Origin of the sequence: Mycobacterium sp. IS-1590 (assembly GCF_001500025.1) — a bacterium.
Lineage (GTDB): Bacteria > Actinomycetota > Actinomycetes > Mycobacteriales > Mycobacteriaceae > Mycobacterium.
The window spans coordinates 221,427-248,171 of sequence record NZ_LQIW01000045.1; the positions used below are offsets into that span (position 1 = coordinate 221,427).

Genomic DNA, 26,745 nt, shown 5'->3' on the forward strand with positions numbered 1-26,745 from the left:
AGTATACGGTGCCGAGGAGGCCCTCGACGTTCGTTGGGGGCAGCCCCTAGAGATTTGTGTAGTGACCGCCGTCGACACCCAATGTCTGTCCGGTGACGTAGCGCGCCGCAGGGCCGACGAGGAAGGAAACGGCGGCACCGATATCGCGCTGCGGGTCGCCGATGCGCCCCAGGGGGATCCGCCGCGCCAGGCGCCCTTCCATGGCCGGCTCGGCCTCGATGGCTGCGGTCATCGCGGGCGAATACGCCAGGGGCGACACAACGTTGACGGTGATGGCATGCGGAGCCCACTCCCGCGCCAGGCTCTTGGCGAAGCCGCGCAGTGCGCCCTTCATCGTGGCGTAGAGCGGCAGCGTCGCACTGCCTTCCATGCCCGCCGGCGAGGTCATCACGAGGAATGTCCCGCCACCCTTCCTGAGCGCGGGGAAGGCGGAGACCGCGCAATGATGCGCACCGCCCAGCGAGACCGAAGAGTGCTGAGTCCACAGCGCGCGGTCGACGTCGGTCAACTGGTGCGGTTGGCTGGACATACTGCTCGTGGCGTTGTGCACCACCGCGTCGAGTCGTCCGGTCGCCGTCACGGCGAGGTCGACGGCTTGGGCAACGGAGTCGGAGTCGGTCACGTCGCAGCGCGCCCACGTCGCGTGCTGACCTCGTGCGGCAATATCGTCGACGACCGCCTGTCCGGTCTCGGACCTCGCAGCGACAAGAACGTGGGCTCCCTCGGAGGCCAGGGCCATCGCGATGCCGCGGCCCACCCCGCCGCCGGCGCCGGTGACCATGGCGGTCAAGCCGGCGAGGTTCACGGCAGCATCACCGATCCACCGTCGGCGACGAGTGTCTCTCCGGCGAGGTGGTCGAGGTCGGGTCGCAGCAGGAATTTCACCGACTCGGCGACGGCGTGCATCAGGGTCGAATCGTCTGGGACGGCCGCGGCGGTCAGATGCCCAGCCGCGGTCGCGTCGCCGGAGAACATGGGCAAGGGCACGGCGACGAGATTGGCACCGATGCCGTGCGAAGCCCACTGCCGGGCAGCAGATTTCACCATGGCCCGGATGCCCTCGACCGCGGTTGTATACGCGACGAACCCTGCGGCGCCCGCGATCCCGATCGTGGGAACGACGGCGACGATTCGCCCGCCGGCCGACAAAGCTGCCCGTGCGTGTTGCAGCGCGGTGAGCGCACGCCACATCGATTCGTCGACGAGGCGATGCCAATCATCGCCGCCTACAGCTACAACGTCCACCGGCCGCGGGCAGGGGTCGGCGATGATGACCACACGCTCGACATCCGTCGGTAGCTGGCCTCCCGGAGCCACGGTGACCGCATCGAGTGCCGTTGCGAGCGTGTGCAATAGCGAGCCGGGCAGACCCGTCACCACGGTGGAGGAGGTCACGTCAACGGCTCGGCGCAGATGCCACGCGTTCTTCGTGGATCCTGACCAGTTCGCGGAACCCGATGCTTTCGTACCTGGGCTTGGGCTGGATGCCCCACTCGGCACCAGGAGCAGACGCGTTCGGCGCAACGACGCGCCGATCGATGGTGTATCAGGATCGACGCCGTAAGCGCGGTTTGATCGCGTTTCAGATCTTCATCTACGGCGCATCACGACCCAGGTCACGGTCAGCCGCACCAGCTCCTGCCACATCGCCGGCTCCTTCGTCCGTAAAAGCGCAACGCCGAACGAGAGTAACACCATTCTCACAAACGAGAAGCTACGTCTTCAGACCGACTCGACGAGGCCACCGGTCAGCCGTGCCGGCGCCGGATCATGCGTCGGCGAGGGTGAGAAGCTCGCGCTTGACCACCTTGCCGACGTCATTGCGCGGCAGCCGCTCGACGAACATCACCCGCACGGGGACCCGGTAAGGGGTCAGGCGCTCGCGACACCACGCGATCAGCTCATCCTCGCTGACCCGTTCGTCGGCGCGCACGACGAAAGCCCACGGAACCTCACCGAGCCGCTCGTCGGAGACTCCCACCACAGCGGCCTCCCGCACGCGGTCGGCGGCCAGAAGCACCTCTTCGACGGTGCCCGGGAACACCTTGAGCCCGCCGCGGTTGATCATGTCCGAAACGCGCCCGTCGAGCCACAGGAATCCGTCGTCGTCGAACCAACCGAGGTCACCGGTGTGAAACCACCCGTCATCGGTGAGTCTGTCGAGGAACGTGGGGTCGATCTTGCGGGCGGCCGTCGTCGGTGTGCGGACCATGACCTCGTCGTCGACGATCGTGACGTCGATGCCCGGAAGGGGGCGTCCGACGGAACCGAGCTTCGTCTCCCCCCACTCGCGGGCGTCGGCAGCCGACCATCCGACGACCTCGCCCCCGAGTTCCGTTTGGCCGTAGGAGTTCAGTACGAGCACACCGAACTTGTCGCGGAAGCGGGCCGCGTGGACGGGGGACAGGGGAGCGGTGATGGAGCGGACGATCTTCAGGGGGGACAGGTCGGTCACCGAATCGTCGTGGAGCACCATCGTCAACGCGGCGGGTGGCAGGACCGTGGATCGCAGTTGGTGGCGCTTCACCAGCGCTGCGAAGTCCGGGGCCGAGAACTTGTCCATCAACACGACCCCGGAGCCCGCGCGAAAGGCGAAGAGCACCTGGTAGATACCGGCCCACAACGACAGTGAGAGCGGCACCAGGTTCGGCATCGGCGCCACATTCCGGGGGCCGCGCTTCGTCCCACGAAGTTTCTCCAGCAAGCGGTCGATCAGGTCCAGCACCGTGGAGTGGCGCAGCGGCACCGGCTTCGGCGGACCTGTCGTCCCCGAGGTGAACTGCAGCAGCGCCACATCGCCGTCGTACCGCCGGGCCTCCTCGGCCGTTTTGGAGTGTGGCGCGCGCGTCCACGCCAGGTCCGACCCGGTGACGACCGGTAACCCAAACGCTGAGAAGCGATGGGCCAGTTCGGGTGTCGTTATCAGAGCGGCCGGATCGAGGGTTTGCAGCTGGGCGGCCACCTCAGCGTCTGCAGCCCTGGGGTTGAGCGGTGTGTAGACACCACCGCAGCGCCAGACACCGAACAGCGCCGCGACGGTGGTGGCGTCGTTGGGCAGCATCGCCGCGACCACCTGACCGGTCACGAGCCCGGACTCGGTGAGATCCGCCGCCAGGCGGTCTGCGCTCGCGGTCAGGTCCGAGCGGGAGACGTCGACGGCCAGTGTGTGCACTGCGACGTCCGGCAGGTTGTCCAGCAGGTCGGAGAGGGTCACGATTCCGGCTCCAGTGGCAGCCAACCCGGTGTTCGTTTGTCGGCGAACGCTTTCGGACCCTCGTCCTGGTCCGGATGGCCCCACATCGACGTCAGGTGTTTGGCCCCCTCACGGCAGGCGTCGGTCAGGCCGTGCTCGAGCGCTCCCCAGAGGGCGCGCTTGGTGGCCCGCATCGCGGCGGGTGAGTTCCTCGCGATCTTCTCCGCGAGCTCTTGCGCGACATCGCGCAGTTTGTCCGGCGGGTCGACGATCTGGCTGATCATGCCCAGTTCATATGCGCGCTGCGCGGTGAGCCGTTCGTGGCTGCCGACCAGTGCCATTCGTAACACCGCCTCGGCGGGCATCTTGCGCATCAGCGCGATCGTCTCCAGGGCGCTGACCTGGCCGATGGATACGTGAGGGTCGACGAATGTGGCATCCGACGCCGCGATGACGATGTCGGCGTCGGCGACCCAGTGCAGGCCCCCGCCGGCGCACACCCCGTTGACGGCGGTGATGACGGGTTTACCCACGTCGCAATGCCATCCGGTCAGCTTCAGGTCCAGCGACTGCATCGTTTCCTGGTACTGCTTGATCCCCTCGCCGTCGAGATCGTCGACGTCGGCACCGACCTGAAAGGCCCTGCCGTTGCCGGTGTGCACGATCACCCGCACGTCGGGATCGGTGTTCAACTCGGCCCATGCGGCGGGGAATTCCTTGCGCATCAGCGCGTCGTAGGCGTTGAGCCGGTCGGGCCGGTTGTTGATGATCCAGCCGACGGGGCCGCGGCGTTCGACGATCAACCTCTGATAGCTCACGAAGCCTCCACCGGTTGAAGCGGTTGCCAGTCGGCCGGGCGCTTTTCCCGCCAGGCCCTTATTCCCTCGGCATGGTCCGGGTGGTTCCGCAGCCGCCAGATCTCCTCCGTGGCCGTCGCCTTGGCCTCCGACAGTCCGACTTCCAGGGAATGCCACAGCGCCTTTTTGGTGGCCCGCATCGCGGTGGGTGAGTTGGTCGCGATCGCGCCCGCCAACCCTGCGGCCGCAGCCCGTAGCTCACCGGCCGCCACCACCTGCGAGACGATGCCCAACTCGTATGCGCGTTGAGCGGAGATCCGCTCACCCTTGCCGCTCAACGTCATTCGGGTGATTGCCTCCATCGGCGACTTCCGTAGCAGGGTGATCGCCTCATACGCGACCGCCTGCCCCACCGAGACATGCGGGTCGACGAATGTCGCCTCCTCTGCCGCGATGACGATGTCGGCATCGGCGACCAGATGTAAGCCTCCTCCCGCGCACACTCCGTTCACCGCCGCGATCACCGGCTTCCACACGCCGCAGTGCCACGAGGAGATCTTCAGCTCAGCGTCGCGGGTTCGGCGTGAATGACGTCGCATGGCCTGTTTGTCGCGGGCAACCTGGACTACGTCCATGCCGGTGCAGAACGCCTTGCCGTTCGCGACGTTGACGATCACGTGCACGTCGGGGTCGGCATCCAGCTGTGCCCACGCGGCCTCGAGTTCGTCGAGCATCAAAGCGTCGAACGCATTGCCGGCGTCGGGCCGATTCAGCACAAGCCACCCGATGCCGTCCGATCTGTCGACGACCAACCGCTCGTATTCGGTCAAGAGCGCGGAATCTCCCTCCAGGGCTTCCCTTTCCACGGGTCCGGCTCCCTGGGTAACCCCAGTACGCGCTCGCCGAGGATGTTCTTGTTGATGTCGGTGGTGCCACCCTCGGTGCTGTTGGCGAGGCTGCGCATCATGCCCTGCACCTCGCGGGGCATCGCATCCGGATCGTCGGTGGCGGCCCACGCCACCGCGGCGGTGCCCAGCAGGTCGACCATGAGATCCTGGATCTGCTGGTTGAGCGTGGCTTGGTGGACCTTGCCGATCGAGGAAGCAGCGCCAGGGGACTGCCCTGCCGAGAGTGCCGCGCGGACACGGGCGTTGGTCCATCCCCGTATCTGTTCGTGAGCCCAGAGCCGCATGATCTTGTTGCGTATCACGGGGTCGTCCCATCGGCTGGTTTCTCTGGCCAATGAGATCAGCCGTTCCGCACTGGACCCGCCGAGCCGGCCCATGCCGCCCGATCCGGAGCCCGACACCATCTGACGCTCACTCGACAAGGTCGACGCACTGACCCGCCATCCGTCGTTGACCTCTCCGACCCGGTGAGCGTCGGGCACCCGTGCGCCGTCGAGGAAGACCTCGTTGAATTCCGCCTCACCGGTGATTTGGCGCAGTGGCCGCACCTCGACACCCGGTTGGTGCATGTCGAGCAGAAAGTACGTGATGCCTTTGTGTTTCGGCTGATCGGGATCGGTGCGGGCGAGCAGGATCGCGAAGTCCGCTTCATCCGCCCATGTCGTCCACACCTTCTGTCCGGAGATCACCCACTGGTCGCCGTCGCGCACCGCGCGGGTCGCCAGCGACGCGAGGTCTGAGCCCGCGCCGGGCTCGCTGAAGAGCTGACACCACTTCTCCTCGTTTCGGACGATGGGCGGTAGAAAGCGTCGCCGTTGCTCTTCGGTGCCGTGGCTGAAGAGCGCCGCGGCGGCGTTGTTGAGGCCCAACGGATTGAGCCGGGTCAGTCGCAGCGGCGCGAGCACGCTATCGATGGCGCGAGCCACGTCGTTGCCGATACCGAGACCGCCGTGTTCGGGGCGCCAAGTCGGCGCCACCAGGCCGCTTCGGGCGAAGGTCGGGTACCACCGCCGGTAATCGGCGGGGTTCCGCGCGGCTCTCATGGCGGCGGGGCCCTCGGCCGCCGCTGCGCGCCATCGGGTCGGCACCTCCGCCTCGACCCACTGCCGCACCACCTCGACGGCGTCGTCGACGGGGGTGTCCGCGCTGATCGGTAAGGCCGTCATGTCGGGCTCAACGACCTTTGAATTCCGCCGGACGCTTGTCCCGGAAGGCCGCCAGGCCCTCCTTGAAGTCCTCGCTGCGACTGGACAATTCGAGGGCCATCGCCTCGTTCTGGAGATGCCGATCGAGATCCAGGCCGTTGCCGCTGTGCAGCAGCCACTTGGTGAGGCCGAGCGCCACCGTGGGGGCGGCGGCGAGCTGATTGACGAAATCCGTTGCCACACCCTCGAGTTCAGTGCCAGGGCAGGCGCCGTGGATGATGCCCCATTGCGCGGCGGTGGCTCCGGACAGTTCCTCGCCGAGCATCAACAGCTGGCGGGTGCGCACCATCCCGACGAGTCGAGGCAGCAGCCAGGCCGCACCGCTGTCGGGCGTGAAGCCGCGCGCCATGAACGGTTCCCAGAACACCGCGTCCGAGGCCGCCAGGCAGAAGTCGGACGCCAAGGCGAGGTGGAAACCCAGGCCGGCCGCCCAGCCGCGGACCACAGTGACGACGGGCACCTGAGTTTCGAGCAGTAAGGGGATGAGCCTGTTGGCCTTGTTGGGCAGCCGCCGCTGCGTGCTCCCCACGCGCGGTTTACGTTCCGACTTGGCGTTGTTGGCCACCAGATCAGCGCCGGCGCAAAAGTCCGGCCCTTCGGCGTCGATGCGGATGACGCGAACCGATTCGTCGGTGCCGCACCGGGCCAGGTACCCGATCATCGCGTCGAGCATGGTGTCGTTGACCGCGTTGCGGCGTTCCGCCCGGTCCAGGGTCAGCCGCAGAACCGGGCCCTGTTGTTCGGCCCGGAGCCCGGGAACGCTCGGATACGTCACGGCCGGCTCAATGTTCGGCGAATCGGTTTGAGACGGCCACCAGCAGATCGGCGAGGTCGGTCGCCCCGCCGGGCGGTTCCGGCAGGCGTACTGGGCCCCGCTGCCTGCTGGGCAACAGAATTGTGGCGTGTCCCGGCGTGGTGACCTGACCGCGGTGATTGGTCGCCGCAAGGTCCAGATCCACGGCCGGACGGTCCCCGTCGGCCAGGTACTTGCGGGTGACGGTGCCGGTGATGGTGTGCAGATCGCCGACGTAGTTGAACAGCCGGAACTCACAGTCCAATTTCCACAGCCAGGCATCGTCGCCCATCCAGTCGGTGCACAGATGGATGAGCCATGTCTCGCGCATGCGACCGTAGTCGAATGTCGTCGGGTTGCCCGCGTTGCGCGCGGCGCTCGGGTCCCAGTGCACACGCTGTTGGGCGTCGGGGACTCCGTGCTCGTTGGGTGTGTAGAACCGCGGAATCCGTTGCTTGTTCTGCCAGGCCAGCCTCAGGGGCCGCACGCCGTACATGCCCATGCCCATTCCGACGTGCCAACACACCATGTCGGTGACGGTGAGTGGACCCTTGGTGAGCGTGCCGATCTCGTCGCCCTCCGCGACGTCCTCCCACCAACGCGGTTCGGCGCCTCGCGGCGCCTCGCGGGCGTACCGCGCGTCGATCTCGGCGATCTCGTCGGCGCTCCAGGTCTTGACGTCGACGTCTTCGTACTTTTTGCGTCCCCTGGCCTTGCTGCGCTCGGTGCGGATCATGTTCCGGTACTGGCCGCCGAGGATGACACCGACGTCATCGGAAAACACCTGCGCCGACCATTCATGCACGGCCCGGGTGGCGAACTCACTGCTCTTGTCCAGCGCGGCGACAAGGGCGTTGCGCCGGAAGACTCGCCGGTTCGCGCGCAGCGGCGCCCACCACTCGCGCGACGACCCGCCATAGAAGGCGTGAACACCGCGCAGCGGGTCGCCGGTGGTCAGCTCCCGGTCCTCCTGGGAGATTTCGGTGACCTCGTCCTCGCCGATCAATGTGTCACCGCCGATCAGCGCGGGCGGCGCGATCGGTTCACCCCAGACCGACTTCGTCGCATACTCGGGATCGCACCACAGCGGGTTCGCGTCGCCGTAGCTTTCCGCCACGATCCGGAACGTGTCCTCGTTGGGCCGGCGGTAATGCGGGGGCTGAGTGTGCGGGACGGCCACGCCGATGCGGGCGCGCAACCTGGCCAGACCCTCATCCGTGATCTGGCCCGTTGCCGAGGACTGGGTCACGCATGCCTCCTCAGTTGGGGCCTCCTCAGTTCGGCACATATCGTCCCGCGGACGTCGGCGGAAATTAAGATACCCGAAAAACGGAAACGTCGTTAACGCAGGGGTGAGCGGGTTGACTCAAGAGCAGTCGGGCATCGAGAGCACGTTTGGAGCCGATGGCGTCTGCCGGATCACCATCGACCGTGCCGATGCCGCAAACGCGTTGTCCCCGTTGGCACGTGATGCTCTCGCGCAAGCATTCGAGAAGGCCGATGACGACCCCTCGGTGCGGAGCGTGCTGCTGCGAGCGACGGGGGACCGGCACTTCTGCACGGGTGCGGGTCTGGGCCCGCAATCGGCACAGCCCGCCGCGGAGAAGAAGCCCGGAGACGTCGCATTGATGCTGCAGAAGGGGTATCAGCGATTGATCTCCGCGGTGCTCGATTGTGACAAGCCCGTCGTTGCCGCGGTCAAAGGCACGGCGGCGGGTGCCGGCGCCAGCCTGGTACTCGCCTGCGATCTCGTCGTCATGTCCACCGAGGCGCGTCTGGTGCAGGCGTTCGTGCATCGCGGCATACTGCCGGACGCGGGCGCGATATACCTGTTGACCAGGATCGTCGGATTACGCAAGGCCGCCGAACTGCTCATGCTCGGGGAACCCGTCGACGCTGCGACCTGCGAGCGCCTCACCTTGGCGAACCGTGTCGTGGCGCCGCAGGAAACCGATGCGGTCGCCGAGGAACTGGCCCGGCGCCTGGCCGCAGGCCCCACCGTCATGTTGGCGCTGACCAAGCGCCTGCTGTCGGTGTCGTCGGAGTCGGGGCGCGACCGGGCCTTCGAACAGGAGGCATGGGCGCAGGAGGTGGTGTCGTGGACCGCCGATCTGCAGGAGGGCCTGCGATCGTTCGCCGAGCGCCGACCGCCGAAGTTCGAGGGTCGCTGACCGTCACCCGTTCGCGGGACCGCCACGGATGGTGAAGGTCGTGCTGTCGTCGATCTCGTCGATCGTCTCTGCCACCAATTCAGCTGTGAGTGAGCGGTTCTCGATACCCTTGGTGACACCGATGAACACCCGCGACACCTTGCCCGCGCCCACCGAGTAAATGTGAGCGGTGCGATCGCAGTCCCGGTGCGCCAGATAGACCACCACGGGTGTCACCAACTCCGGGTCCATCGCCTTGCCCGCCTCACCCATGATGTCCTCGGTCATCCGGGTTCGAGCGATGGGCGCGACGGCGTTGATGGCGATGCCGTTTCGCGCACCCTCGATCGCCAGCACATGCATCATGCCCACCAGGCCCATCTTCGCGGCTCCGTAATTCGCCTGCCCGAAGTTCCCGAACAGACCTGTGCCAGAGGTGGTTTGCACGATCCGCCCGTAATTTTGCTCGCGCATGACGGGCCACGCGGCGCGGGTTACGTTGAAGGCGCCTGCGAGGTGAACCGATATGACCGCGTCCACCTGCTCGGCGGTCATGTTCTTGAACGCTGCATCGCGGAGAATGCCCGCGTTGTTGACGAGGATGTCGAGCCGCCCGAAGGCGTCCATCGCCGCCGCGACGATGGACGCACCCCCCTCCTCGGTCGCGACGGAGTCACCGTTGGCGATCGCGGTGCCGCCCGCGGCGGTGATCTCGTCGACGACCGCTTGCGCCGCCGAGATCGAGGCGCCTTGCCCGTCGACGGCGGTGCCGAGATCGTTGACCACGACGCGGGCACCGCGGCGGGCGAGTTCGAGTGCGTGACAGCGGCCGAGCCCTCCGCCCGCACCGGTGACAACGGCAACCTGATCGTCGAAGGTCAATGTCGATGAGCGCTCGCGCGAAGAGTATTGATCTGACGCCATGCTTGAGAGGTTACATTTACGTTGACGAGAATCGGTATTTGCATCGGAGGACACCATGAGCCCGGCCACCGAGCTGCTGCGACACGCGCGGGAGCGAGCGGGCGGTCTGAGGGCCCGGTACCGTGCCGCCGGCATCTGGTCCGACCGGCCGCTCGATGTCGTGCGCTCGGCCGCCCAGCGGTATCCGACACGACCGGCGCTGATCGATCGCGCTACTGAAATCACCTATGCGGCACTGGATGAGCAGGTCGATCGGGCGGCCTATGCGCTTCGCGACGCCGGTGTCGGCGCGGTGACGCCCGTCGTGGTCGTGGTCGGCAACGACATCGGCTCGATCATCGCCGTACACGCCGCCATCCGTGTCGACGCGGTGGTACTGCTCGTGCCGCGCAGCGCGGGCGCGACACAGGTCGACGACATCGTGGCACGCACCGGCGCCCGGTTCGCGCTGGCCCCGAACTGGCCTCCCGCGGGCGACGTACCCTTGCTGGACGCGTGCGCCTGGATCGACGTCTTTCGCACCTCGGAGGCATCGGTAAGCGACGGGCCCGAGCGGCCCGCCGACGAGCCGTCCTTCGTTCTCTACACCTCCGGCACGACGTCTCGACCGAAGGGCGTCATCCATTCGCTGAGCACGCTCACCAAGGCATCGGCCAACTACATCGCCGCCGCCGGACTCGGTGGGGACGACCGCATCTTCCTCATCAGCCCGCTCGCCTCGGTGACCGGTGTCCTGCAGGCGCTGTTCATCGGACCCATGCTCGCCATACCGGTGGTCCTCGAGGATCGGTGGGATCCCTCCGCGACGTGTGATCTTCTGTTGTCCTCGGGCGCAACGTGGTACGGCGGTCCGGACCGGCTGCTCGACCGGGTGCTCGACGAAGCGGTCGCCAGGGGAAGCGTCGTGCCGCTGCGGGCGGTTTATCTCGGTGGCACCATGCTCGACAGACGCATCGTGGAACGGGTCGAGGACGATTTCGGAATCATCGTGATGCGGGCCTACGGATCGTCGGAGGTGCCGGTCAGCACGTCGGGGCTGCGCACCGAGAGCAGAGCGGTGCGGCACGCAGATGACGGTGTCGCACTGCAGGACGTCGACGTTCGGGTGGGATCGGCGGGCGACCCGGGCGAGTGTTGTATCAAGGGCCCGCATGCCTTCCTCGGATACACGGACACCGAGGACGATCTGAACGCGTTCGACGGGGAGTGGTTCCGGACCGGTGACGTGGCCGAGGTCAGCGATCACCGCGTGCGCATCGTGGGGCGGATCAAGGACATCGTCATCCGCAACGGGATGAAGATCCCCGCAGCGGAGGTCGAGGAGGCGGTGGCGCGGATACCGGGTGTGCGCGAGTGTGCGGCCTACTCGGTTGCCGACGCGACCACCGGTGAACGGCTGGCGGTGGCCATGGTGCTCGACGACGGCGTCGAGATGTCGCTGGCCGACGTGGCGGACGCTCTGGTCGGGGTCGGAATGCCGAAGTACAAGCTGCCCGAGGAGTTGGTGTTCTGGGATGAACCCCTGCCGCTCAACGCCAATGGCAAGGTGCAACGCAACACCCTCGAGGCACGTTCGCAGGGACGGCCGCGGGTACTCGCCGACCGCCTCACCGTTGCCGGCTGAGGCGGCCGCCTTTCGTCAATCGCCCGTCTCGCCACTGACGTTGGCGGTGGCCTTCTTCATCTGAGCCTGCCAGTCCGACGCGTCGCCGGTTTTTTCTTTCTTCGACAGGGCTTGGATGGAGACGTCGTGGCCTTCGGCGGCCTTGCGCAGCGCACCCACGGTGGCCTGTTCGCGTGTCATGTGGGTGAACGGGTCCCAGTGATACCAGCGCATCGCGTTCTGGTAGGTCATCTTGTTGATCTCGTCATCGGGCACATTGTTGGCGGTGAGTACCTCGTCGAGCTGCTCGGGAGCCCCGGGCCACATCGAGTCGCTGTGCGGGTAATCGGCCTCCCAGCAGATGTTGTCGATCCCGATCGCATTGCGGGTGGCCACCCCCACCGGATCGGCGATGAAACAGGTCAAAAAGTGCTCACGAAACACCTCACTGGGCAGCTTGCCCCCGAAGTCCTGACCCGTCCACGTCGAATGCATCTCATAAGTGCGATCCACCCGCTCCAAAAAGTACGGAATCCAGCCCGTACCGCCCTCAGACAGCGCGATCCGCAGCGTCGGATACTCCTTGATCGGGCGCGACCACAACAGATCGGCCGCGGCTTGCACGATGTTCATCGGCTGCAAGGTGATCATCACGTCCATCGGCGCATCCGGAGCGGTGATCGCCAACCGCCCCGACGAACCGATGTGCACATTGAGCACGGTCTCGGTGTCGACCAGCGCATCCCACATCGGCTTCCAATGCTCGAAATCATGGAAACTCGGATACCCCATGGCCGCCGGATTCTCGGTGAACGTCAACGAATGCACACCGCGCTCGGCGTTGCGCCGGATCTCCTTGGCACACTCCACCGGATCCCAGATCACCGGCAACGTCATCGGGATGAACCGCGCCGGATAGGCCCCACACCACTCCTCGACGTGCCAATCGTTGTAGGCCTTCACCAACGCCAGCGAGAACTCCTGATCCTCGGTGGCGAACAGCCGGCCCGCAAAACCGGGAAACGACGGAAAGCACATCGAGCCCAGGATGCCGCCGGCGTTCATGTCCTTGACCCGCTCATCAACCTGCCAGCAGCCCGGCCGGATCTCATCCAGCCCCTGCGGCTCGAGCCCGTACTCCTCCTTGGGCCGTCCCGCCACCGCGTTGAGCGCCACATTCGGAATCACCGTGTCGCGGAACTGCCAGGTATCCGAACCATCGGGGTTGTGCACCAACCGCGGCGCCTCATCGATGTACTTCCTGGGCAGATGGTTCTTGAACATGTCGGGCGGTTCGACGATGTGATCATCAACGCTGATCAAGATCATGTCGTCCTTGTTCATTTCCGGTTCCTCTCTGTGCTTTCAGTCGCCGGTCGAAAAACCGGTACGACGAATCCGTCGTCGTCCTCGCGGAAGCCGATCTCCAGTTCCAAACCCGCACTGAGCCGCTCGGTCGGGCAGTCGACGATCTCGGTCATCAGGCGGGGGCCCTCATCGAGGTCGACCATTGCGACGACGTAGGGCACGGCGTCGAACGGCGCGACGTTCTGGTGGATGACGCTCCACGTGTAGAGCCGCGACCGCCCGGTCGCCGGCGTGAGACGCACGTCCTCGCTCCAGCAGTGCGGGCAGAACGGCCGGGGGTACAACGAGTTGCGGCCGCAGGAACCGCATGCGTTGATCATCAACGCGCGATCCTGAATCGCCGCCCACCAGCTGTCGCTGTCGCTGTCGATGGTCGGGCGGTTCGGGCCGCTGGCCGACTGCATCACTGCCTCCCGAGGATCATCGTCGCGCTGTGGGTGAAGAACCCGCCCATCGCGTGCACACATGCCAGGCGCGCACCCTCGACCTGTCGTTCACCGCATTCGCCGCGCAGTTGCCGAACCGCTTCGACCATCAGGAACATCCCGCGCATCCCGGGGTGACACGACGCCAGCCCGCCGCCGTCGGTGTTGGTGGGCAGCGGGCCGCCAGGACGAAGCGCGCCGGAGCCGATGAACGGACCACCTTCGCCCTTGGCGCAGAACCCGAGATCCTCGACCGTCAGCAAGACGGTCGAGGTGAACGAGTCGTAAAGCTGACAGACGTCGATGTCCGCCGGGGTCACCCCCGCTTGCGCGAACGCGCGCGGACCCGACTGTGCCGCCGCCGATGTCGTGAAGTCGGGCCATTCGCTCATGCTCACGTGCGATGCGGCGTCGGCCGCGCCGAGGATCCAGATCGGTTCCTTTGCACAGCCCTTCGCCACCCGCTCGCTTGCGAGCACGATTGCGCCGCCCCCGTCGGTTCGCAGACACACGTGCTTGGACGTGAACGGATCGGCGAGCATCGGCGCCGAGGCGACATCTGCTGCGGTGATCCGGTCGCGCTCAAAGGCGTTCTCGTTCATGGCAGCCCACTCATGCGCGGCGACGGCGACCTCTGCCAGTTGTTCCTCGGTTGTCCCGTACTCGATCATGTGCCGCCTGGCCGCCATGGCGTACTTGGCGATCAGCGTGGCGCCGTAGGGTGCCTCGAACTGCATCGCGCCGCCGGTGCTGAGCGCCGCCGCCGAGGTCCGGACCCGGCGCTTGACGTCGGAGCGCGCAGTTGAACCGTAGGTCAACAGGGCCACGTCGATCTCACCCGTCGCGATGGCCGCGGCGGCATGACGCCCCATGACCTCCCACGACGATCCACCGACGTTGGTGGCGTCGACCCACGTCGGTCGCAGACCCAGGTACTCGCTCACCTCGACGGGTGGCAACAGGGTCCCGTGGCCGCCGAAGCCGTCGATGTCGTCTTTCGTGAGGCCGGCATCCGCCACGGCCCGCCGCGCGGCCTGCGCCATCAGCGCCATCGCCGTCTTGTCGGGCACCCGCCCGCAATCAGACAGCGCGGCGCCGACGACCGCGACCCGGTTCTCGGACATACGTAATGGTTACCACAGGCGATAATGGCATTAACGCTGTAGTGGAATCATCGTTCTCGCTCGGTTACCGTGGGTGGGTGCCGGGACCGCTGCGAGATGCCTTGGCGAGCGATCGCCTGGTGTTGTGTCTTGCGTTGTTGAGTGCCCGTACACCTGACGTCCCAGCGATCGCGGCGGCCAGCGGATACGACGCCGTCTATGTCGATCTCGAGCACACCTCGTGCTCGCTCGAAACGGCGGAAATGCTCTGTGTGGCCGCGCTCGGCGCCGGTATCTCCGCTCTGGTACGGGTGCCCTCGCACGATCCCAGCCTGATCGCAAGGGTTCTCGACGCCGGAGCGGTCGGAGTGATTGTGCCGCACGTGAACTCGGCGCAGGAAGCGCAGGGTGTCGTCGACGCTGCTCGCTTCCCACCCGTCGGCCATCGGTCCATCTCCGGACCCAACGCCGTCAGCGGCTACGCGCCTCGTTCGGCCGCCGAACTCACGGCTGAACTCGAGCGCCATACCGTGGTGGCGGTGATGATCGAGACGCCCGACGCCGTGGCGGCGTCCGACGAGATCGCGGCCGTTGAGGGGGTCGACATGGTGTTGGTGGGGCCCAGCGATCTGACGGCCGAGATGGGCATCCACGGGCAATATGAGAATGAGCATTTCCATCGTGCAGTAGACTCTGTCGCAGCGGCCTGTCGTGCACACGGCGTGGCACTGGGAGTGGCTGGAATCAAGTCGGTTGACCTGCTGGAACGCTTTGCAGGGCTGGGACTGCGATTCATTTCGGCGGGAACCGACGTCGGGATGATGACCGAGGCCGCCACCGCCCGTGCGCACGCCCTGCGTGAGCTCGAGAGGCGCGCGGCGAGCCGATAACCGAAGAGCCTCGTCACGACCACAGGAGGACGGATGCCCACCGCGATCTACACCGAGCAAGTCACCGACCCCATGGCGTGGACCGGCGCAGACTTCAGGAGCAAGGAGGACTTCGCCTTCGACCTGTCGTCACGCAATGTTGCGGCGTTGGAATCCGTTCTGGCCAAGACCGCTCACAAGGATCGCGACGACATCACGCCTGAGGATGCGCGGCATCCAGATCTCGACGAGGACCTCGCGCGGTTGTACCGGGAGCTGATGTTCGGGCGGGGCCTGGCGTGCGTGCGCGGCTTCCCCGTCGAGCAGCATCCGATCGAGGACCTGGAACGCATCTACTGGGCGTTCTGTACACATCTCGGCTACCTGGTGTCGAACAACTCCTTCGGCCACCGCATGGTGCGCGTGCAGGAGGAGGTGCTGCCCAACGGCGTGCAACCGGCGCGTGGCACCAAGTCCAGGGCCGAGCTCGCGATGCACAACGATGCGGCGGACATTCTGTCGCTGCTCTGCGTGTACCCCGCGGCCGAGGGTGGCGAAAGCCAGTTCGCCAGCGGCCCGGCCGCGCACAACCGGCTTCTCAACGAGCGTCCCGACCTGCTCCCGGTGCTCTACCAAGGTTTTCCGCACCACCGGCGCAGCGAGCAACCCGACGATCAACCGGACGTGACCCCCTACGACGTGCCGGTCTTCTCGCAGATCGACGGTCGTATCTGCATCAACTTCACCTACAGCAGCATCCTGCCCGCCATGCACACCCTCGGCCGCGAGTTCACCCCCGAACAGAACGAGGCCATCGAGTTGTTGCGCAACATCCTGGTCGAACAGCAGGTCGAGTTCCGGTTGGAGTCCGGGGAGGCCGCCGTCGCCAACAACTTCGCGATGTGCCACTCGCGCTCGGACTTCGTCAGCAGCACCGACCCCAAGAAGGCGCGCTGCTTTCTGCGGGCGTGGATGGAGGTTCCGCGCGAGGATCGCCGCCTTCCCGTCGGGCGGGAGTACTTCCACATGGAGAACAAGGATCTGCGCCTCGGTTATGACCCCGTTCCGGGCCGCGACGGTGCGATCGCCCGTAATGACTACAAGAACGTCGACCCTGCACTGGCCGATATGTTCAAGGCGGCCCAGGCGAAGCCCAAAATCAAACGATGACGACCCGCCCGCGACTGGTCTACGAGAGATGGACCGATCAGGTCGCTGGAGACACCCTTGCGGGGACCGACATCGAGCTCGTCAAACTCGACCTCGAAGCGCCTGACGAACAGGGTTGGGCGGCACTGGAATCGGCGCACGGATACCAGGTCGCCACCAGAACAGACGTCGCCGCCATCGAGGATGGTGCGCAGTGGCTGGTCGGGCAGGCGCTGGTGGACCGCTGCCGACAGCTGCTTGCCGTGTGTTCGGCGGGGGCGGGGTATGACGTGATCGACGTCGCGGCGTGTACCCGCGCGGGGATCGCGGTGTGCAACAACTCCGGTCCCGGCGCCGAGGCGGTCGCTGAACATGCGCTCGGACTGATGCTCGATCTGGCCAAGAAGATCACCGCCGCCGACCGAGCGCTGCGCAGCGGTCCTCTCGGAGATCGGTTGGGGCTGCAGGGCACTCAGTTGTTCGGGAAGACGCTCGGAGTCGTCGGGTTGGGCGCCATCGGTCGACGGCTCGTTCAGTTGTGCGCCCCGTTCGGGATGGAGGTCCTGGTCTTCGATCCCTATGTCGACGACGCGACCGTCCACGCCAGGGGTGCGGTCCGCGCCGGGTTCGCCGAGTTGCTCGAACGCTCGGACTTCGTTCAGGTCACGTGCCCGCTGACCGCTGAGACGCGAGGACTGTTCGGTCGTGCGCAATTCGCGGCGATGAAGCTATCCGCCTACTTCATCACCACCGCGCGGGGTCCGGTGCACGACGAAGTGGCGCTCTATGACGCCCTGGCCACCGGTGACATCGCCGGGGCGGGGCTCGACGTGTTCCATGACGAACCGCCGAGACACGACAACCCGCTGCTGCGGCTCGACAACGTCGTCGCGACACCACATGTCGCGGGCATCACCGTCGAGGCGGCTCGCGACATCGCCGTCGCCACCGCCGCGCAGTGGCAGACGATTTTCGCCGGGGACATGCCGCCGCGGTTACTCAACCCGGAAGTGTGGCCGCGCTACTGCGACCGGTTCGAAGAGATCCTGGGCTTCCGGCCGACCGCCCGTGACACAGCAGCTGTGGAGTGAGATGAGCAATTACGACACTGTCACGTTCGAGGTCACCGGTCACACCGCGTGTGTGACGTTGAACCGGCCCGAGGTGCTCAACGCGATCAACGACGAGATGATCGCCGAACTCGCCGAGGTGTACGCCGAAATCGAACGTTCGCAGGACATCTGGACCGTCATCATCACCGGCGCCGGCCGCGCACTGTGCGTTGGAGCCGACGTCAACAAGGCGGCCGACCACGACATGGAGAACGCGGCGGGCATCGACAACCAGGGCGAGCCCATCCTCAGCTCCATGCGCCAATGGGATGCGCCGCAGGAGGCGACACCTCCGTGGCTGCAGATGACCAAGCCGATCATCTGTGCGGTCAACGGCATTGCGTGTGGCGCGGGTATGGACCTCGTCACGACGGCCGATATCACGATCGCGTCCGAGCGCGCGACGTTGATGGATCCGCACGTGAGCATCGGCGTCACATCCGGACGCGAAGGGGTCCGGCTGGCCCGGATCCTGCCGCTCCCGGTGGCCATGCGGCTGATCCTGATGGGTAAGCACGAGCAACTCGACGCCCAGCGCGCCTACGATCTCGGCGTGTTCACCGAAGTGGTGGCCCACGAGACGCTCATGGACCGGGCGTGGGAGGTCGCCGAGATCGTGAATTCCAATGCACCCCTTGCCGTGCGGGGATCGCGGATGGCGGTCCGCAAGGGGTTGACGCTTCCGATCTACGAAGCCGAACTGCTCGCCGAGAACTACCGGATGAAGGTGGCCCTGACCAAGGACGCGATCGAAGGTCCGCGAGCGTTCCTGGAGAAGCGCAAGCCCGACTGGCAAGCGCGGTAGCCGGGGCCGTCGAGACGACGCTTTCTGACGAAATCGGCCCGGAATCCGTCAGAAACCGTAGTCTCGCGGACGCGTGCCTAGGCCAAGCCGAAGAAGTTCTTCGCGTTGGTGGACAACACCTTCCGCTTGGTCTCCTCGTCCAGACCCTCGGTCGCCTTGTTGGCGACGTCCATGCTGTTGGGCCAATTCGTGTCGTTGTGCGGGTAGTCGGTCTCGAACATCAGCTGGTCGGGTCCGACCAGGTCGAGGATGCGGAACGCGACGGGGTCGCCGAAGGTGGAGAACCACACGCGCCCGGGCACCTGCGTGCTCGGCGGCTCGGTCAGCAGCGGGTGGATGCCGCCCCACGCCCGCCGATCCTCCCAGACCTCGTCGACGCGCTGAAGGTAGTAGGGGATCCACCCGGCCTGCGCTTCGGCGAACGCGAGCTTGAGTTTGGGGAACTGCCGCAGCTTGCCCGAGAACAACCAGTCGACCAGGGCGATGGTGCAGTTGACCGCCATCAGTGCACTGGTGACGACGTGCGGCGAGTCGGGTGAGGACTTCGTCAGCGACGAACTGGACCCGATGTGCAGCATGATGCCGACATCGTTGCTCTCGCAGGCGGCGAAGAACGGGTCCCAGTACCCGCTGTGGATGGACGGCAGATCCAGCCGCGCGGGCAGTTCCGAGAAGCACACGGCGGGCATGCCTTTGGCGGCCACCCGTTCGACCTCCCTGACCGCGAGCTCGACGTCCCACAGCGGAATGATGCCCAGCGGGATGAGCCTGCCGTTCGAACTGCCGCCCCACTCGTCGATCTGGAAGTCGTTGTAGGCCTGGACGCACAGCAACGCGAGCTCTTTGTCCTTGGCGTAGAGGAAGCGCTGACCGCAGAACCGGACCAGCGTGTTGGGGAAGCAGGCGGAGGCCTCGATGCCGGCCACATCCATGTCCGCGAGCCGGTCCGCCGGGCGATAGCAGCCCGGCCGCATCTCGTCGTAGGTGATCGGATCGGTCGACAGTTCGTCGAGTTCGTAACCGGCAGCGGCGCTGATGAGCGGAATCGGGATGATCGAATCCTCGTAGTGCCAGATGTCGGCGTCGCGGCCGTCCTCATCCTCGATGAACGCGACATCGGAGGTGACCGACGGGTCCATGCGTCCGCGGTGCCGGACGATCCGCGGTCCGACGTCCCGATAGCGCTCGGGCAACCGGCTGGTCCACAGATCGGCCGGTTCCACCAGGTGGTCGTCCGGCGAGACGATCAGAATGTCTGCGGTCAACGCTGCACTCCTCTGCGAACGGCTACGACAACACTGATTCCCGCACAGCGAGAATGATCGTTTCCAACAGTACCGCACCTGTTCGGCGTCCCGCGGTCCGTGTGCGTTTTCGAGCGCTCCGCGCGACAGGGCGCACACAAATCGCAATCGGGCCAGTAGAACGCGTATTCTCAGGTGATCATGACTGCTAAGAAGCGGAGCCCCCGCGACTCGGAAGCCGATCTGGAACTCGTCGAAGCAGAGGTCGAGATGCCGGGCAGCTGGCAGGAACGGACGATCGAACGGCGACTCAGTCAAGCGCGTGCGCGTGCGCTCGCGCGCAGTTCGAGGTTCTTGGCCACGGCCCTCGAGTTGGTCGAGGAATCCGGTCGCGCCGACTTCACCATCCAGACGCTCATCGACCGTTCGAACCTCAGCCTGCGTGCCTTCTATCAGCACTTCGCGGGTAAGGAAGAACTGTTGCTGGCGCTGTACGAGAACGCCACCAGCCAGTTCATCGAAGCGATCCGGCACGAGGTGGCGGCCGCGGATGGTCCGATGGAACAGCTCGAAGCCTTCTGCCGGGGGTTCCTCTCGCGTGCGGAGTCGTCCGAGGCCATCGGCGGCCGGGTGATGACGATCTACAACCTGAGCCTGGAGATCGAGCGGCCCGCCGATTTCGCCAAGATCTGGGAACCGCATCAGAAGCTGCTCACCAAGATCCTCACGTCATGTTCCCGCGCGGGGTTGGTCCGCAAGGACCTGACGCCCGCCCAGCTGACCACGCTGCTGAACTCGACGCTCATCGCGCTCGCCCAGATCGGCGTGTTCCACTTGGGCGTCAAGGGCGCCGAACTCACCGAGGACCAGCTGTGGGCCTGGTGCCTGCAGGCGCTGACACCGCCCGCGGACACGCCCAAGAAGGCGGTGACCTCCAAGGCCGCGCCGCGTCGGCGGGCCACGCGCAAGCCCAAGGATCTAACGGGGTAGGCCGAGCCCCCGCTGGGCGATGATGGTCCGCTGCACCTCACTGGTGCCGGCGTAGATGGTGGTCCCCAGCGAGAAGCGCATGAGGTGTTCGAAGCGGCCGCGTTCGGGTGCCGTCGGATCGAAGAGGGACCGCATCGCATCCGGCCCGACGAGTTCGGCGATGTCCTGGCTCGCGCGCACGAGCGCCTCGGTGGAAAACACCTTCGACATCGGCCCCTCGGCGATCGGGGCTTGACCGTTCTCGGTCATCCACACGCACCGGCGCTGTAGCAGCATCGCCACTTCGAGCTCCATCGCCACCCGCGCGATCCGCCGCCGCACATCGGTTTTCGTGATCGCGGGTGAGCCGTCACCGGTACGCGTGGTCGACGCCCACTGCTCGGCGTGGTGCAGGAGGCGCGCGATGTGCGGTCCCCATCCGGACGCGTGCTCGTCCTGCAGCGACAGGCCGAGCACCTGCCAACCACCGTCGACATCGCCGATGCGCCACTCATCGCCGATGCGCACGTCGCTGTAGAAGGTGATGTTCGTGCGCTCACCGGAGAGTGTCCACACCGCTTGCGCTTCGAAGCCGTCGACGCTCGTCGGCACGAGAAACATCGTGAGCCCCTTGTGTTTCGGCTTCTCGGGACTCGTGCGGGCCAGCAGGAAGACGTAATCGGCGATGTGCCCGTTCGTCGTGAACATCTTGGAGCCGTTGATGACCCAGTCGTCTCCGTCTTGAACCGCCCTGGTCGCCGCGGCCGCCACATCCGAACCGCATTCGGGTTCGGTGAAACCCAGCGCGATGGTGACGTCGCCGGTCAAGGCGCCGGGCAGGATGCGCTCCTTCATCGCGGGCGTGCCGATCTGCCGGATGATCGACGCCACCATCCGGGTGGTCTCGGACAGGTATACCGGCGCGTCCGTCCGCATCAGCTCCTCGTTGAGTGCCTGCTCCTCCCAGGCGTTGCGATCCTGCCCGCCGAGCTCCGTCGGCCAGCCGGGGGCGAAGTAGCCCTTTTCGACGAGCCCTTTGGCGAAGCCGTCGTCGTGCGCGACACCGGTGCGGTAGATCCGTTCCTCGAAGTCGGGGGTCAGCACGCCATCGAGATGCTCGCGGACACCGTCGCGGAAGGCTTCGGTCGCGGCGTCGGACTGAAAGTGCATGAGCAGTAACCAATCTGTGGCACAGCACTGGGGGGCAACGTGAACGATAATGTTACTCTCAAAACTGAGAGTAGACATATTCGCATGTGAGGGAACTCCTGGTGGACCTGAGCCTGTCCGACGAGCAACGACAACTCGTCGACTCCTTCGCGGCGATGTACTCCCGCGAATCCACGTCGCAGCGGGTGCGGGCGGCCGAACCCCTGGGATTCGATCCGAAGCTGTGGGAGGCTCTCGTCCAGACCGGTGCCATCGAGATGGCCGTCGGCGAATCCGATCGCGGCTGGGGGGCTTCCGAGCTCGAGCTGGCCCTGATCGCCGAGCAGTACGGCCGGGCCCTCGCATCGGCACCGGTCATCGAGGCGCAGATCGCTGCACGGCTGCTGGCCGCCTGCGGTGGCGATGACCTGTTGGGCTCGGCCCTGTCCGGCGACAGGCTCGTCAGCTTCGCGCCGCGCGCCTGTGACGGCGACGTCCTGGGCCTCGTACCCGGCGGCGCGGTGGCCGACACAGTGGTGGCGTTGGTCAGCGGGCGGCTCGTCGCCTTGCCGACACGAAACCGTCTCCACGTGCAGAACCTCGGTTCGTTACCCCTGGCGGACGTGGGCGTCCCCGACGACATCTCGGTTCTCGCCGAGGGCGAGCACGCCCGCCGGCTCTTCTCGAACGCGCTCGACCTCTGGCTTGCCCTCACGGCCGCCGCTCTGGTGGGTGCCGCCGCGAAGGCCGTTGAAATCGGCGTTGACTACGCCAAGCAGCGGCACGCGTTTGGCACCCCGATCGGGGCGTTTCAGGCCGTGTCACATCCACTTGCAGACAGTGCCACCGCGACAGACGGTGCGCGCCTGCTGGCGTTCGAAGCCGCGTGCGCGTTCTCCGATGAAGCGCACCGTGTGAGCGAGCTGGCCGCGATGGCTTTCGCCTTCGCCTACGAGACCGCGCGCGACGCGACGTATCGCAGCCTGCACATCCACGGCGGCTACGGCTTCGGCATGGAAGGCGACGTCCAGCTCTACTACCGGCGGGTGCGGGGCTGGACCATGACGTACGGCGAGCCGGCGGTCGCGCTGGACCGCGTCGCAGACGCTCGCTACGGAGCGGTCGGCGGCTGAACCGGTCCGCTTCCGGGAGTGTGGGGTTGATGCACGCTCAAACCGCCGAGCGTGTGACGGTAACCCACGTTCGGCCGGCGGACCTCGTCAGGCTTCGGCCCGCACCTGGTCCTTGACCGACACCACGATCGGGGGCGCGGTTCGCCAGTTCGGCACGCCCTGCTCCTCACCGGCGGTCGCGCGCTTGTCGTCGCGGACCCCGACCCAGTGCGAGTGATTCAACTGGTGCAACGTGAAACAGGACTGCAGCGCGTTGTAGAAGCCCATGTTGTCGACCGACTGATTGACCGATTCCTTGATGAGCAACGCCGCCATCGTCGGTACCGTGGCGATCCGACGCGCCATTTCGAGTGTGCGGTCGGCCAATTCGTCTCGCTTGAAGATCTTGCTCACCATCCCGAGGCGGTAGGCCTCTTCGATGTCGATGGCGTCGCCGGTCAGCATCAGCTCCTTGGTGCGCCGCGGGCCGAACTCCCACGGGTGGCCGAAGTACTCCATCCCGCACATCCCCAACCGGGTGCCCACAACGTCGGCGAAGCGCACCTCTTCGCTGCCCACGATCAGGTCGCATGCCCAGATCAGCATCAGGCCCGCCGAGAACACGTCGCCGTGGACCTGCGCGATGGTGATCTTGCGCAGGTTGCGCCAGCGCAGGTTGTTCTGGAAGAAGTAGTGCCATTCCTGGAGCATGATCTTCTCGGCGCCCTCGCGCGTTCCGCCGTTGATTGCCGCCGTGGGGTGCTGCTCGGGCCCCGGCATGAACTCGGCACGCGCCTGCTTGGAACCGATGTCGTGGCCCGAGGAGAACATCGGTCCCTCACCGGCGAGGATCACCACGCGGACGTTGTCGTCGGCCTCTGCACGGCCGAACGCCTCGTCGAGTTCGACCAGCATGCCGCGGTTCTGCGCGTTGCGCTGCTCCGGGCGGTTCAGCGAGATCCGAACGATCTGGCCGTCGTCGAAGGTCTCCCATTTCAGGAACTTGTAATCGCTCATCGTGTCCTCCGGTTCTTCCATCATGGCAATGGTGATATCAATATTTGAGAAGCTATGTTCTCACGGGCCGCAGGGGCCCAGCGGGGAAGGGTGACATGTCGGACTGCCAACGTAACCCGCGGGTGATCCTCTGGGGGCCAGGTCAGGTCGGTGTCGGCGCGCTGCGTGCGGTGATCGCTCATCCCGGGCTGGACCTGGTGGGGGTGGTCGTGCACGCCGAGATCAAGGACGGAAAGGACGCCGGTGCGCTGTGCGGCATGCCGGACACCGGCGTCATCGCCACCCGCGACGTCGACTCCGCGCTGTCGCTGGACGCCGACGTTGTCGCCTACTTCGCGTCCGGCGACTACCGGTATGCCGAAGCCGCCGAGGACATCGCTCGCTGTCTGCGCGCTGGCAAGAACGTGGTGTGCACCTCGCTGGTTCCAATGTGTTACCCGCCTGCCGCCGACAAGAAGACCGCCGACCTCATCGCTTCGGCGTGTGAAGATGGAGGCACAAGCTTCTTCAACAGTGGTGTGGATCCGGGGTGGGCCAACGACGTCATCGCGTTGACGATGACCGGATTCAGCAGCCGCGTCGACACCATCACGATGCTCGAGATACTCGACTACGGCCCGATCAACCAGCCCGACATCATGTTCGACTTCATGGGTTTCGGCCACCCACCGGACCATCCGGCCCCGCTGTTCGACACCGAACGCCTCGCGGCGCTGTGGGCGCCGACGGTCCATCTGGTCGCCGACGGCGTCGGTCTGCCGTTGGATCGCGTCGTGACGACGATCGAGAAGTGGTTGGCCACCGAACGCTACGAGGTCGCATCGGGGTGGATCGAGCCGGGCACCATGGGCGGGATGCGGTTCAAGCTGGCCGGCATGGTCGACGGCGAGGAACGCGTCGTGCTCGAGCACGTCACCCGCATGGGCGAGCGTTCGGCCCCGGACTGGCCACGCCACCCCTCCCCGCACGGCGGTTACCGCGTCATCGTCGACGGCCTGCCCACCTACACCGTCGACATCGAGATGCACGGACGCGGAAACAACATGCGGGGCTTGACGTATGCCACCGTGATGCGTGAGTTGAACGCCATCCCGGCCGTGATGGCCGCACCGCCCGGAGTGCTGTCGACGCTGGATCTCCCGTTGATCACCGGGCCGGTGCGCGGCGGCACTTGGCGCGGTGTCCTACCCGGCACCACGTCATGAGCAGCGGATCGGCAAGCCCGAACGACGTCTGGACCGTGATGAGAACCGCGTCCGCGGTGCGGCGGTATCGCGACGAGCCCGTCGACGACGCCACGCTCGAAAGGTGCCTGCGCGCGGCCAGTTGGGCGCCGTCGGGCGCCAACCAACAGCCGTGGCGGTTCGTGGTTTTGCGCTCCGAGAAGGCGCGAGCGCTGGTTACCGCCGCTGCACACCGAACGTGGGAGGAACTGCAACAGTTCTACGGCGTCTCGGCGCCCGACGACCGTGCCGACGACCCGAGATCGCGCGTGCTGAGATCGATGGCCGGACACATGCGGATCGGCGGAGACGCACCGGGTCTGGTTCTGTTCTGTGTTCGACCACAGCCGGGGGCTACCGAGCTACAACAGGGGGGTTCGATCTTTCCCGCGGTGCAGAACTTCCTGTTGTCCGCTCGCGCACAGGGGCTGGGTGCGGCGATCACGTTGTGGCACAGCAGCTGTGAAACGGAGCTACGATCGCTGATCGGCATCCCGGATGACTGGATGATGGCGGCGCTGGTGACCCTCGGTTGGCCCGTAGGCCGGCATCACACGGTGCGCCGCAAGCCGTTGTCGGAGGTGGCGGTGGTGGACAGTTGGGATCAACCGTGGCCGTCAGGCGATTGACCGCGCTCGAGCATCGCGTCCCGGTTCACGTCGAAGCGCACGCTCACCTTCTGAAAACCCTTGGCCCGCTCGGCTTTTGCCCTACGTGTGTAGGTGCGACGGTCGGCAGGGGTCAGTTCCACGTCGTCGGTGAACGGGGTCATCAGTGAGCGCGGGTACAGCTGGTCGACCCGCACGACGTTGACCTCCGCGCACATCACCAGTGTCACCGAGATCAGGTACAGGAATGCGAGCAGACCGAGAACCAACGCGAAGACGCTGTTGGTCGCGCTGGTGGACTTGACGACATGCGCGACGTAGTTCGCGCCGAACCACTGCAGCAGCTGCCAGATCACTGCTGCCGTGAGCGCGCCGGGCAGCACGTCGCGATACGAGACCGACCTGGCGGTGGTGACGCGGAACGCCACCAGGCAGATGACCGCGTTGATCGCGACCGTCACGACGGTCACCCCCACCTTTCCGACGAACCCCAGGTCGGCGGTCGCGTGGGTGACCGCCGAGAGCACCGTCGCCGCGATCGCCGCCGAACCGAGCACGAACAGCAGCAGCAGGCTGCGCAACCGGGACCGGATGGGGTCCGGGCGATTGTTGCGGGGCACCGCCCACACCGAGTCCATCGCGTTCTGCAGCGCCTGCCCGACGCCGAGACCGCCGTACAGTGCGCCGGCGATACCGACCACGACCGCGGTGACGCCGCCGCTGAGTTGGTCCGGCCGTTGCAGCTGGCTGCCGATGACCGGGAACTGACTCAGCGTGGACTGCAGAATCTGTTGCTGCAGCTCGGGATGTCCGATGAGAATCACCCCGAGCGCGGTGGTCAACAGCAGCAGCAGCGGAAACAGCGAGACGAACGCGTAGTAGGTGATCAGCGCCGCGAGATATCCACCTTGGTCGTCGACGTATTTGTAGATCACGGCGATGACGAAGCCGACGCGGCGGTTTCGTCGCTGCAGCCGGTCGAGCCAGCCCACCATGTGCGGACCCCCTCGGCCGGATCA

At 66.2% G+C, this 26,745-nt stretch carries 26 protein-coding genes; 10 read left to right on the forward strand and 16 right to left on the reverse strand.

The genetic code is table 11. The features are described 5' to 3' along the window. Window positions 1-46: 46 nt before the first annotated feature. The 8 genes from AU197_RS20445 to AU197_RS20480 all read right to left on the reverse strand — a co-directional run bounded on the left by AU197_RS20445 (window position 47) and on the right by AU197_RS20480 (window position 8,145). The gene (locus AU197_RS20445; RefSeq protein ID WP_064404860.1) at window positions 47-805 is read right to left on the reverse strand and encodes an SDR family NAD(P)-dependent oxidoreductase; all 759 of its coding nucleotides are present in this window, start codon (window positions 803-805) and stop codon (window positions 47-49) included. Continuing rightward, window positions 802-1,395 (reverse strand): SDR family oxidoreductase, encoded by a 594-nt coding sequence (locus AU197_RS20450; RefSeq protein ID WP_064404862.1) that lies wholly within the window; start codon window positions 1,393-1,395, stop codon window positions 802-804. The genes AU197_RS20445 and AU197_RS20450 overlap by 4 nt, the downstream gene beginning before the upstream one ends. A gap of 373 nt (window positions 1,396-1,768) precedes the next feature. Further along, on the reverse strand, window positions 1,769-3,214 hold the full coding sequence (locus AU197_RS20455; protein ID WP_064404864.1) for a class I adenylate-forming enzyme family protein: 1,446 nt from the start codon (window positions 3,212-3,214) through the stop codon (window positions 1,769-1,771). After that, window positions 3,211-4,011 carry an enoyl-CoA hydratase/isomerase family protein gene (locus tag AU197_RS20460; protein ID WP_064404866.1) on the reverse strand — a complete coding sequence of 267 codons (801 nt, stop codon included), beginning with the start codon at window positions 4,009-4,011 and terminating at the stop codon, window positions 3,211-3,213. The genes AU197_RS20455 and AU197_RS20460 overlap by 4 nt, the downstream gene beginning before the upstream one ends. Further along, the gene (locus AU197_RS20465; RefSeq protein WP_064404868.1) at window positions 4,008-4,820 is read right to left on the reverse strand and encodes an enoyl-CoA hydratase/isomerase family protein; all 813 of its coding nucleotides are present in this window, start codon (window positions 4,818-4,820) and stop codon (window positions 4,008-4,010) included. The genes AU197_RS20460 and AU197_RS20465 overlap by 4 nt, the downstream gene beginning before the upstream one ends. Further along, on the reverse strand, window positions 4,817-6,064 hold the full coding sequence (locus AU197_RS20470) for an acyl-CoA dehydrogenase family protein (protein ID WP_064404870.1): 1,248 nt from the start codon (window positions 6,062-6,064) through the stop codon (window positions 4,817-4,819). The genes AU197_RS20465 and AU197_RS20470 overlap by 4 nt, the downstream gene beginning before the upstream one ends. Window positions 6,065-6,071: 7 nt before the next feature. Beyond that, on the reverse strand, window positions 6,072-6,878 hold the full coding sequence (locus tag AU197_RS20475; protein ID WP_064404872.1) for an enoyl-CoA hydratase/isomerase family protein: 807 nt from the start codon (window positions 6,876-6,878) through the stop codon (window positions 6,072-6,074). Between the two features lie 7 nt (window positions 6,879-6,885). After that, window positions 6,886-8,145, reverse strand: coding sequence for a hotdog family protein (locus AU197_RS20480; protein WP_231745095.1), 1,260 nt, complete (start codon window positions 8,143-8,145; stop codon window positions 6,886-6,888). A 112-nt stretch (window positions 8,146-8,257) separates the two neighbouring features. On the opposite strand from AU197_RS20480, the gene AU197_RS20485 reads away from it, so the two are divergent. Further along, window positions 8,258-9,067: an enoyl-CoA hydratase/isomerase family protein gene (locus AU197_RS20485; RefSeq protein ID WP_502687894.1), complete on the forward strand. Its 810-nt coding sequence runs from the start codon at window positions 8,258-8,260 to the stop codon at window positions 9,065-9,067. 3 nt (window positions 9,068-9,070) lie between these two features. Here the strand turns inward: AU197_RS20485 and AU197_RS20490 are convergent, their stop codons facing one another. After that, window positions 9,071-9,970 (reverse strand): SDR family oxidoreductase, encoded by a 900-nt coding sequence (locus tag AU197_RS20490; protein WP_064404879.1) that lies wholly within the window; start codon window positions 9,968-9,970, stop codon window positions 9,071-9,073. A 55-nt stretch (window positions 9,971-10,025) separates the two neighbouring features. On the opposite strand from AU197_RS20490, the gene AU197_RS20495 reads away from it, so the two are divergent. Next, entirely contained in the window at window positions 10,026-11,594 is a 1,569-nt protein-coding gene (locus tag AU197_RS20495) for a class I adenylate-forming enzyme family protein (protein WP_064404880.1), read from the forward strand. A gap of 15 nt (window positions 11,595-11,609) precedes the next feature. On the opposite strand, the gene AU197_RS20500 is transcribed toward AU197_RS20495, so the two are convergent. The 3 genes from AU197_RS20500 to AU197_RS20510 are packed head-to-tail and all read right to left on the reverse strand — an operon-like array spanning window position 11,610 to window position 14,490. After that, window positions 11,610-12,917, reverse strand: coding sequence for an amidohydrolase family protein (locus AU197_RS20500; protein ID WP_064404883.1), 1,308 nt, complete (start codon window positions 12,915-12,917; stop codon window positions 11,610-11,612). Beyond that, window positions 12,914-13,345, reverse strand: a complete 432-nt coding sequence (locus tag AU197_RS20505) for a Zn-ribbon domain-containing OB-fold protein (protein ID WP_064404884.1) — start codon at window positions 13,343-13,345, stop codon at window positions 12,914-12,916. Before AU197_RS20505 ends, AU197_RS20500 begins: the two co-directional genes overlap by 4 nt. Then, window positions 13,345-14,490, reverse strand: a complete 1,146-nt coding sequence (locus tag AU197_RS20510) for an acetyl-CoA acetyltransferase (protein ID WP_064404886.1) — start codon at window positions 14,488-14,490, stop codon at window positions 13,345-13,347. The genes AU197_RS20505 and AU197_RS20510 overlap by 1 nt, the downstream gene beginning before the upstream one ends. Window positions 14,491-14,495: 5 nt before the next feature. Here AU197_RS20510 and AU197_RS20515 point away from each other — a divergent pair, with 5 nt between their 5' ends. From AU197_RS20515 to AU197_RS20530, 4 genes are read left to right on the forward strand one after another with little or no spacing between them, the layout of a single operon-like run. Beyond that, a complete protein-coding gene (locus AU197_RS20515; RefSeq protein WP_197415611.1) occupies window positions 14,496-15,359 on the forward strand; it encodes an HpcH/HpaI aldolase family protein in 864 nt (287 codons plus the stop codon). A 33-nt stretch (window positions 15,360-15,392) separates the two neighbouring features. Further along, window positions 15,393-16,508: a TauD/TfdA family dioxygenase gene (locus AU197_RS20520; RefSeq protein WP_064404889.1), complete on the forward strand. Its 1,116-nt coding sequence runs from the start codon at window positions 15,393-15,395 to the stop codon at window positions 16,506-16,508. Beyond that, the gene (locus AU197_RS20525) at window positions 16,505-17,578 is read left to right on the forward strand and encodes a hydroxyacid dehydrogenase (RefSeq protein ID WP_064404891.1); all 1,074 of its coding nucleotides are present in this window, start codon (window positions 16,505-16,507) and stop codon (window positions 17,576-17,578) included. The genes AU197_RS20520 and AU197_RS20525 overlap by 4 nt, the downstream gene beginning before the upstream one ends. A 1-nt stretch (window position 17,579) precedes the next feature. Further along, window positions 17,580-18,404 carry an enoyl-CoA hydratase/isomerase family protein gene (locus AU197_RS20530; RefSeq protein ID WP_064404893.1) on the forward strand — a complete coding sequence of 275 codons (825 nt, stop codon included), beginning with the start codon at window positions 17,580-17,582 and terminating at the stop codon, window positions 18,402-18,404. A 77-nt stretch (window positions 18,405-18,481) separates the two neighbouring features. Here AU197_RS20530 and AU197_RS20535 read toward each other — a convergent pair whose 3' ends face one another. Next, entirely contained in the window at window positions 18,482-19,669 is a 1,188-nt protein-coding gene (locus AU197_RS20535; RefSeq protein ID WP_064404895.1) for an amidohydrolase family protein, read from the reverse strand. 180 nt (window positions 19,670-19,849) lie between these two features. Here AU197_RS20535 and AU197_RS20540 point away from each other — a divergent pair, with 180 nt between their 5' ends. Continuing rightward, window positions 19,850-20,638 carry a TetR/AcrR family transcriptional regulator gene (locus AU197_RS20540; protein WP_064405089.1) on the forward strand — a complete coding sequence of 263 codons (789 nt, stop codon included), beginning with the start codon at window positions 19,850-19,852 and terminating at the stop codon, window positions 20,636-20,638. On the opposite strand, the gene AU197_RS20545 is transcribed toward AU197_RS20540, so the two are convergent. Continuing rightward, window positions 20,627-21,787 (reverse strand): acyl-CoA dehydrogenase family protein, encoded by a 1,161-nt coding sequence (locus AU197_RS20545; RefSeq protein WP_064404897.1) that lies wholly within the window; start codon window positions 21,785-21,787, stop codon window positions 20,627-20,629. The two genes, AU197_RS20540 and AU197_RS20545, sit on opposite strands and share 12 nt — an antisense overlap. 101 nt (window positions 21,788-21,888) lie before the next feature. On the opposite strand from AU197_RS20545, the gene AU197_RS20550 reads away from it, so the two are divergent. Further along, window positions 21,889-22,899, forward strand: coding sequence for an acyl-CoA dehydrogenase family protein (locus AU197_RS20550; RefSeq protein ID WP_064404899.1), 1,011 nt, complete (start codon window positions 21,889-21,891; stop codon window positions 22,897-22,899). Window positions 22,900-22,986: 87 nt separating this feature from the next. On the opposite strand, the gene AU197_RS20555 is transcribed toward AU197_RS20550, so the two are convergent. Then, entirely contained in the window at window positions 22,987-23,895 is a 909-nt protein-coding gene (locus AU197_RS20555) for an enoyl-CoA hydratase (RefSeq protein ID WP_064405091.1), read from the reverse strand. 122 nt (window positions 23,896-24,017) lie between these two features. Between AU197_RS20555 and AU197_RS20560 the strand changes: the two genes are divergently transcribed. Then, window positions 24,018-25,100: an NAD(P)H-dependent amine dehydrogenase family protein gene (locus AU197_RS20560; protein WP_064404901.1), complete on the forward strand. Its 1,083-nt coding sequence runs from the start codon at window positions 24,018-24,020 to the stop codon at window positions 25,098-25,100. 38 nt (window positions 25,101-25,138) lie between these two features. Next, window positions 25,139-25,747: a nitroreductase family protein gene (locus AU197_RS20565; RefSeq protein ID WP_064405093.1), complete on the forward strand. Its 609-nt coding sequence runs from the start codon at window positions 25,139-25,141 to the stop codon at window positions 25,745-25,747. Here AU197_RS20565 and AU197_RS20570 read toward each other — a convergent pair. Continuing rightward, window positions 25,723-26,721 (reverse strand): YihY/virulence factor BrkB family protein, encoded by a 999-nt coding sequence (locus AU197_RS20570; RefSeq protein WP_064404902.1) that lies wholly within the window; start codon window positions 26,719-26,721, stop codon window positions 25,723-25,725. The genes AU197_RS20565 and AU197_RS20570 overlap by 25 nt on opposite strands. Between the last annotated feature and the right edge of the window lie 24 nt (window positions 26,722-26,745).

Bases quoted from the DNA above. Each gene is read 5' to 3' on its own strand.
- AU197_RS20470 (WP_064404870.1), bottom strand. From the start codon at position 6,064: ATGACGGCCTTACCGATCAGCGCGGACACCCCCGTCGACGACGCCGTC.
- AU197_RS20490 (WP_064404879.1), bottom strand. From the start codon at position 9,970: ATGGCGTCAGATCAATACTCTTCGCGCGAGCGCTCATCGACATTGACC.
- AU197_RS20495 (WP_064404880.1), top strand. From the start codon at position 10,026: ATGAGCCCGGCCACCGAGCTGCTGCGACACGCGCGGGAGCGAGCGGGC.
- AU197_RS20500 (WP_064404883.1), bottom strand. From the start codon at position 12,917: ATGAACAAGGACGACATGATCTTGATCAGCGTTGATGATCACATCGTC.
- AU197_RS20505 (WP_064404884.1), bottom strand. From the start codon at position 13,345: ATGCAGTCGGCCAGCGGCCCGAACCGCCCGACCATCGACAGCGACAGC.
- AU197_RS20510 (WP_064404886.1), bottom strand. From the start codon at position 14,490: ATGTCCGAGAACCGGGTCGCGGTCGTCGGCGCCGCGCTGTCTGATTGC.
- AU197_RS20515 (WP_197415611.1), top strand. From the start codon at position 14,496: ATGGTTACCACAGGCGATAATGGCATTAACGCTGTAGTGGAATCATCG.
- AU197_RS20520 (WP_064404889.1), top strand. From the start codon at position 15,393: ATGCCCACCGCGATCTACACCGAGCAAGTCACCGACCCCATGGCGTGG.
- AU197_RS20525 (WP_064404891.1), top strand. From the start codon at position 16,505: ATGACGACCCGCCCGCGACTGGTCTACGAGAGATGGACCGATCAGGTC.
- AU197_RS20530 (WP_064404893.1), top strand. From the start codon at position 17,580: ATGAGCAATTACGACACTGTCACGTTCGAGGTCACCGGTCACACCGCG.
- AU197_RS20540 (WP_064405089.1), top strand. From the start codon at position 19,850: ATGACTGCTAAGAAGCGGAGCCCCCGCGACTCGGAAGCCGATCTGGAA.
- AU197_RS20545 (WP_064404897.1), bottom strand. From the start codon at position 21,787: ATGCACTTTCAGTCCGACGCCGCGACCGAAGCCTTCCGCGACGGTGTC.
- AU197_RS20555 (WP_064405091.1), bottom strand. From the start codon at position 23,895: ATGAGCGATTACAAGTTCCTGAAATGGGAGACCTTCGACGACGGCCAG.
- AU197_RS20565 (WP_064405093.1), top strand. From the start codon at position 25,139: ATGAGAACCGCGTCCGCGGTGCGGCGGTATCGCGACGAGCCCGTCGAC.
- AU197_RS20570 (WP_064404902.1), bottom strand. From the start codon at position 26,721: ATGGTGGGCTGGCTCGACCGGCTGCAGCGACGAAACCGCCGCGTCGGC.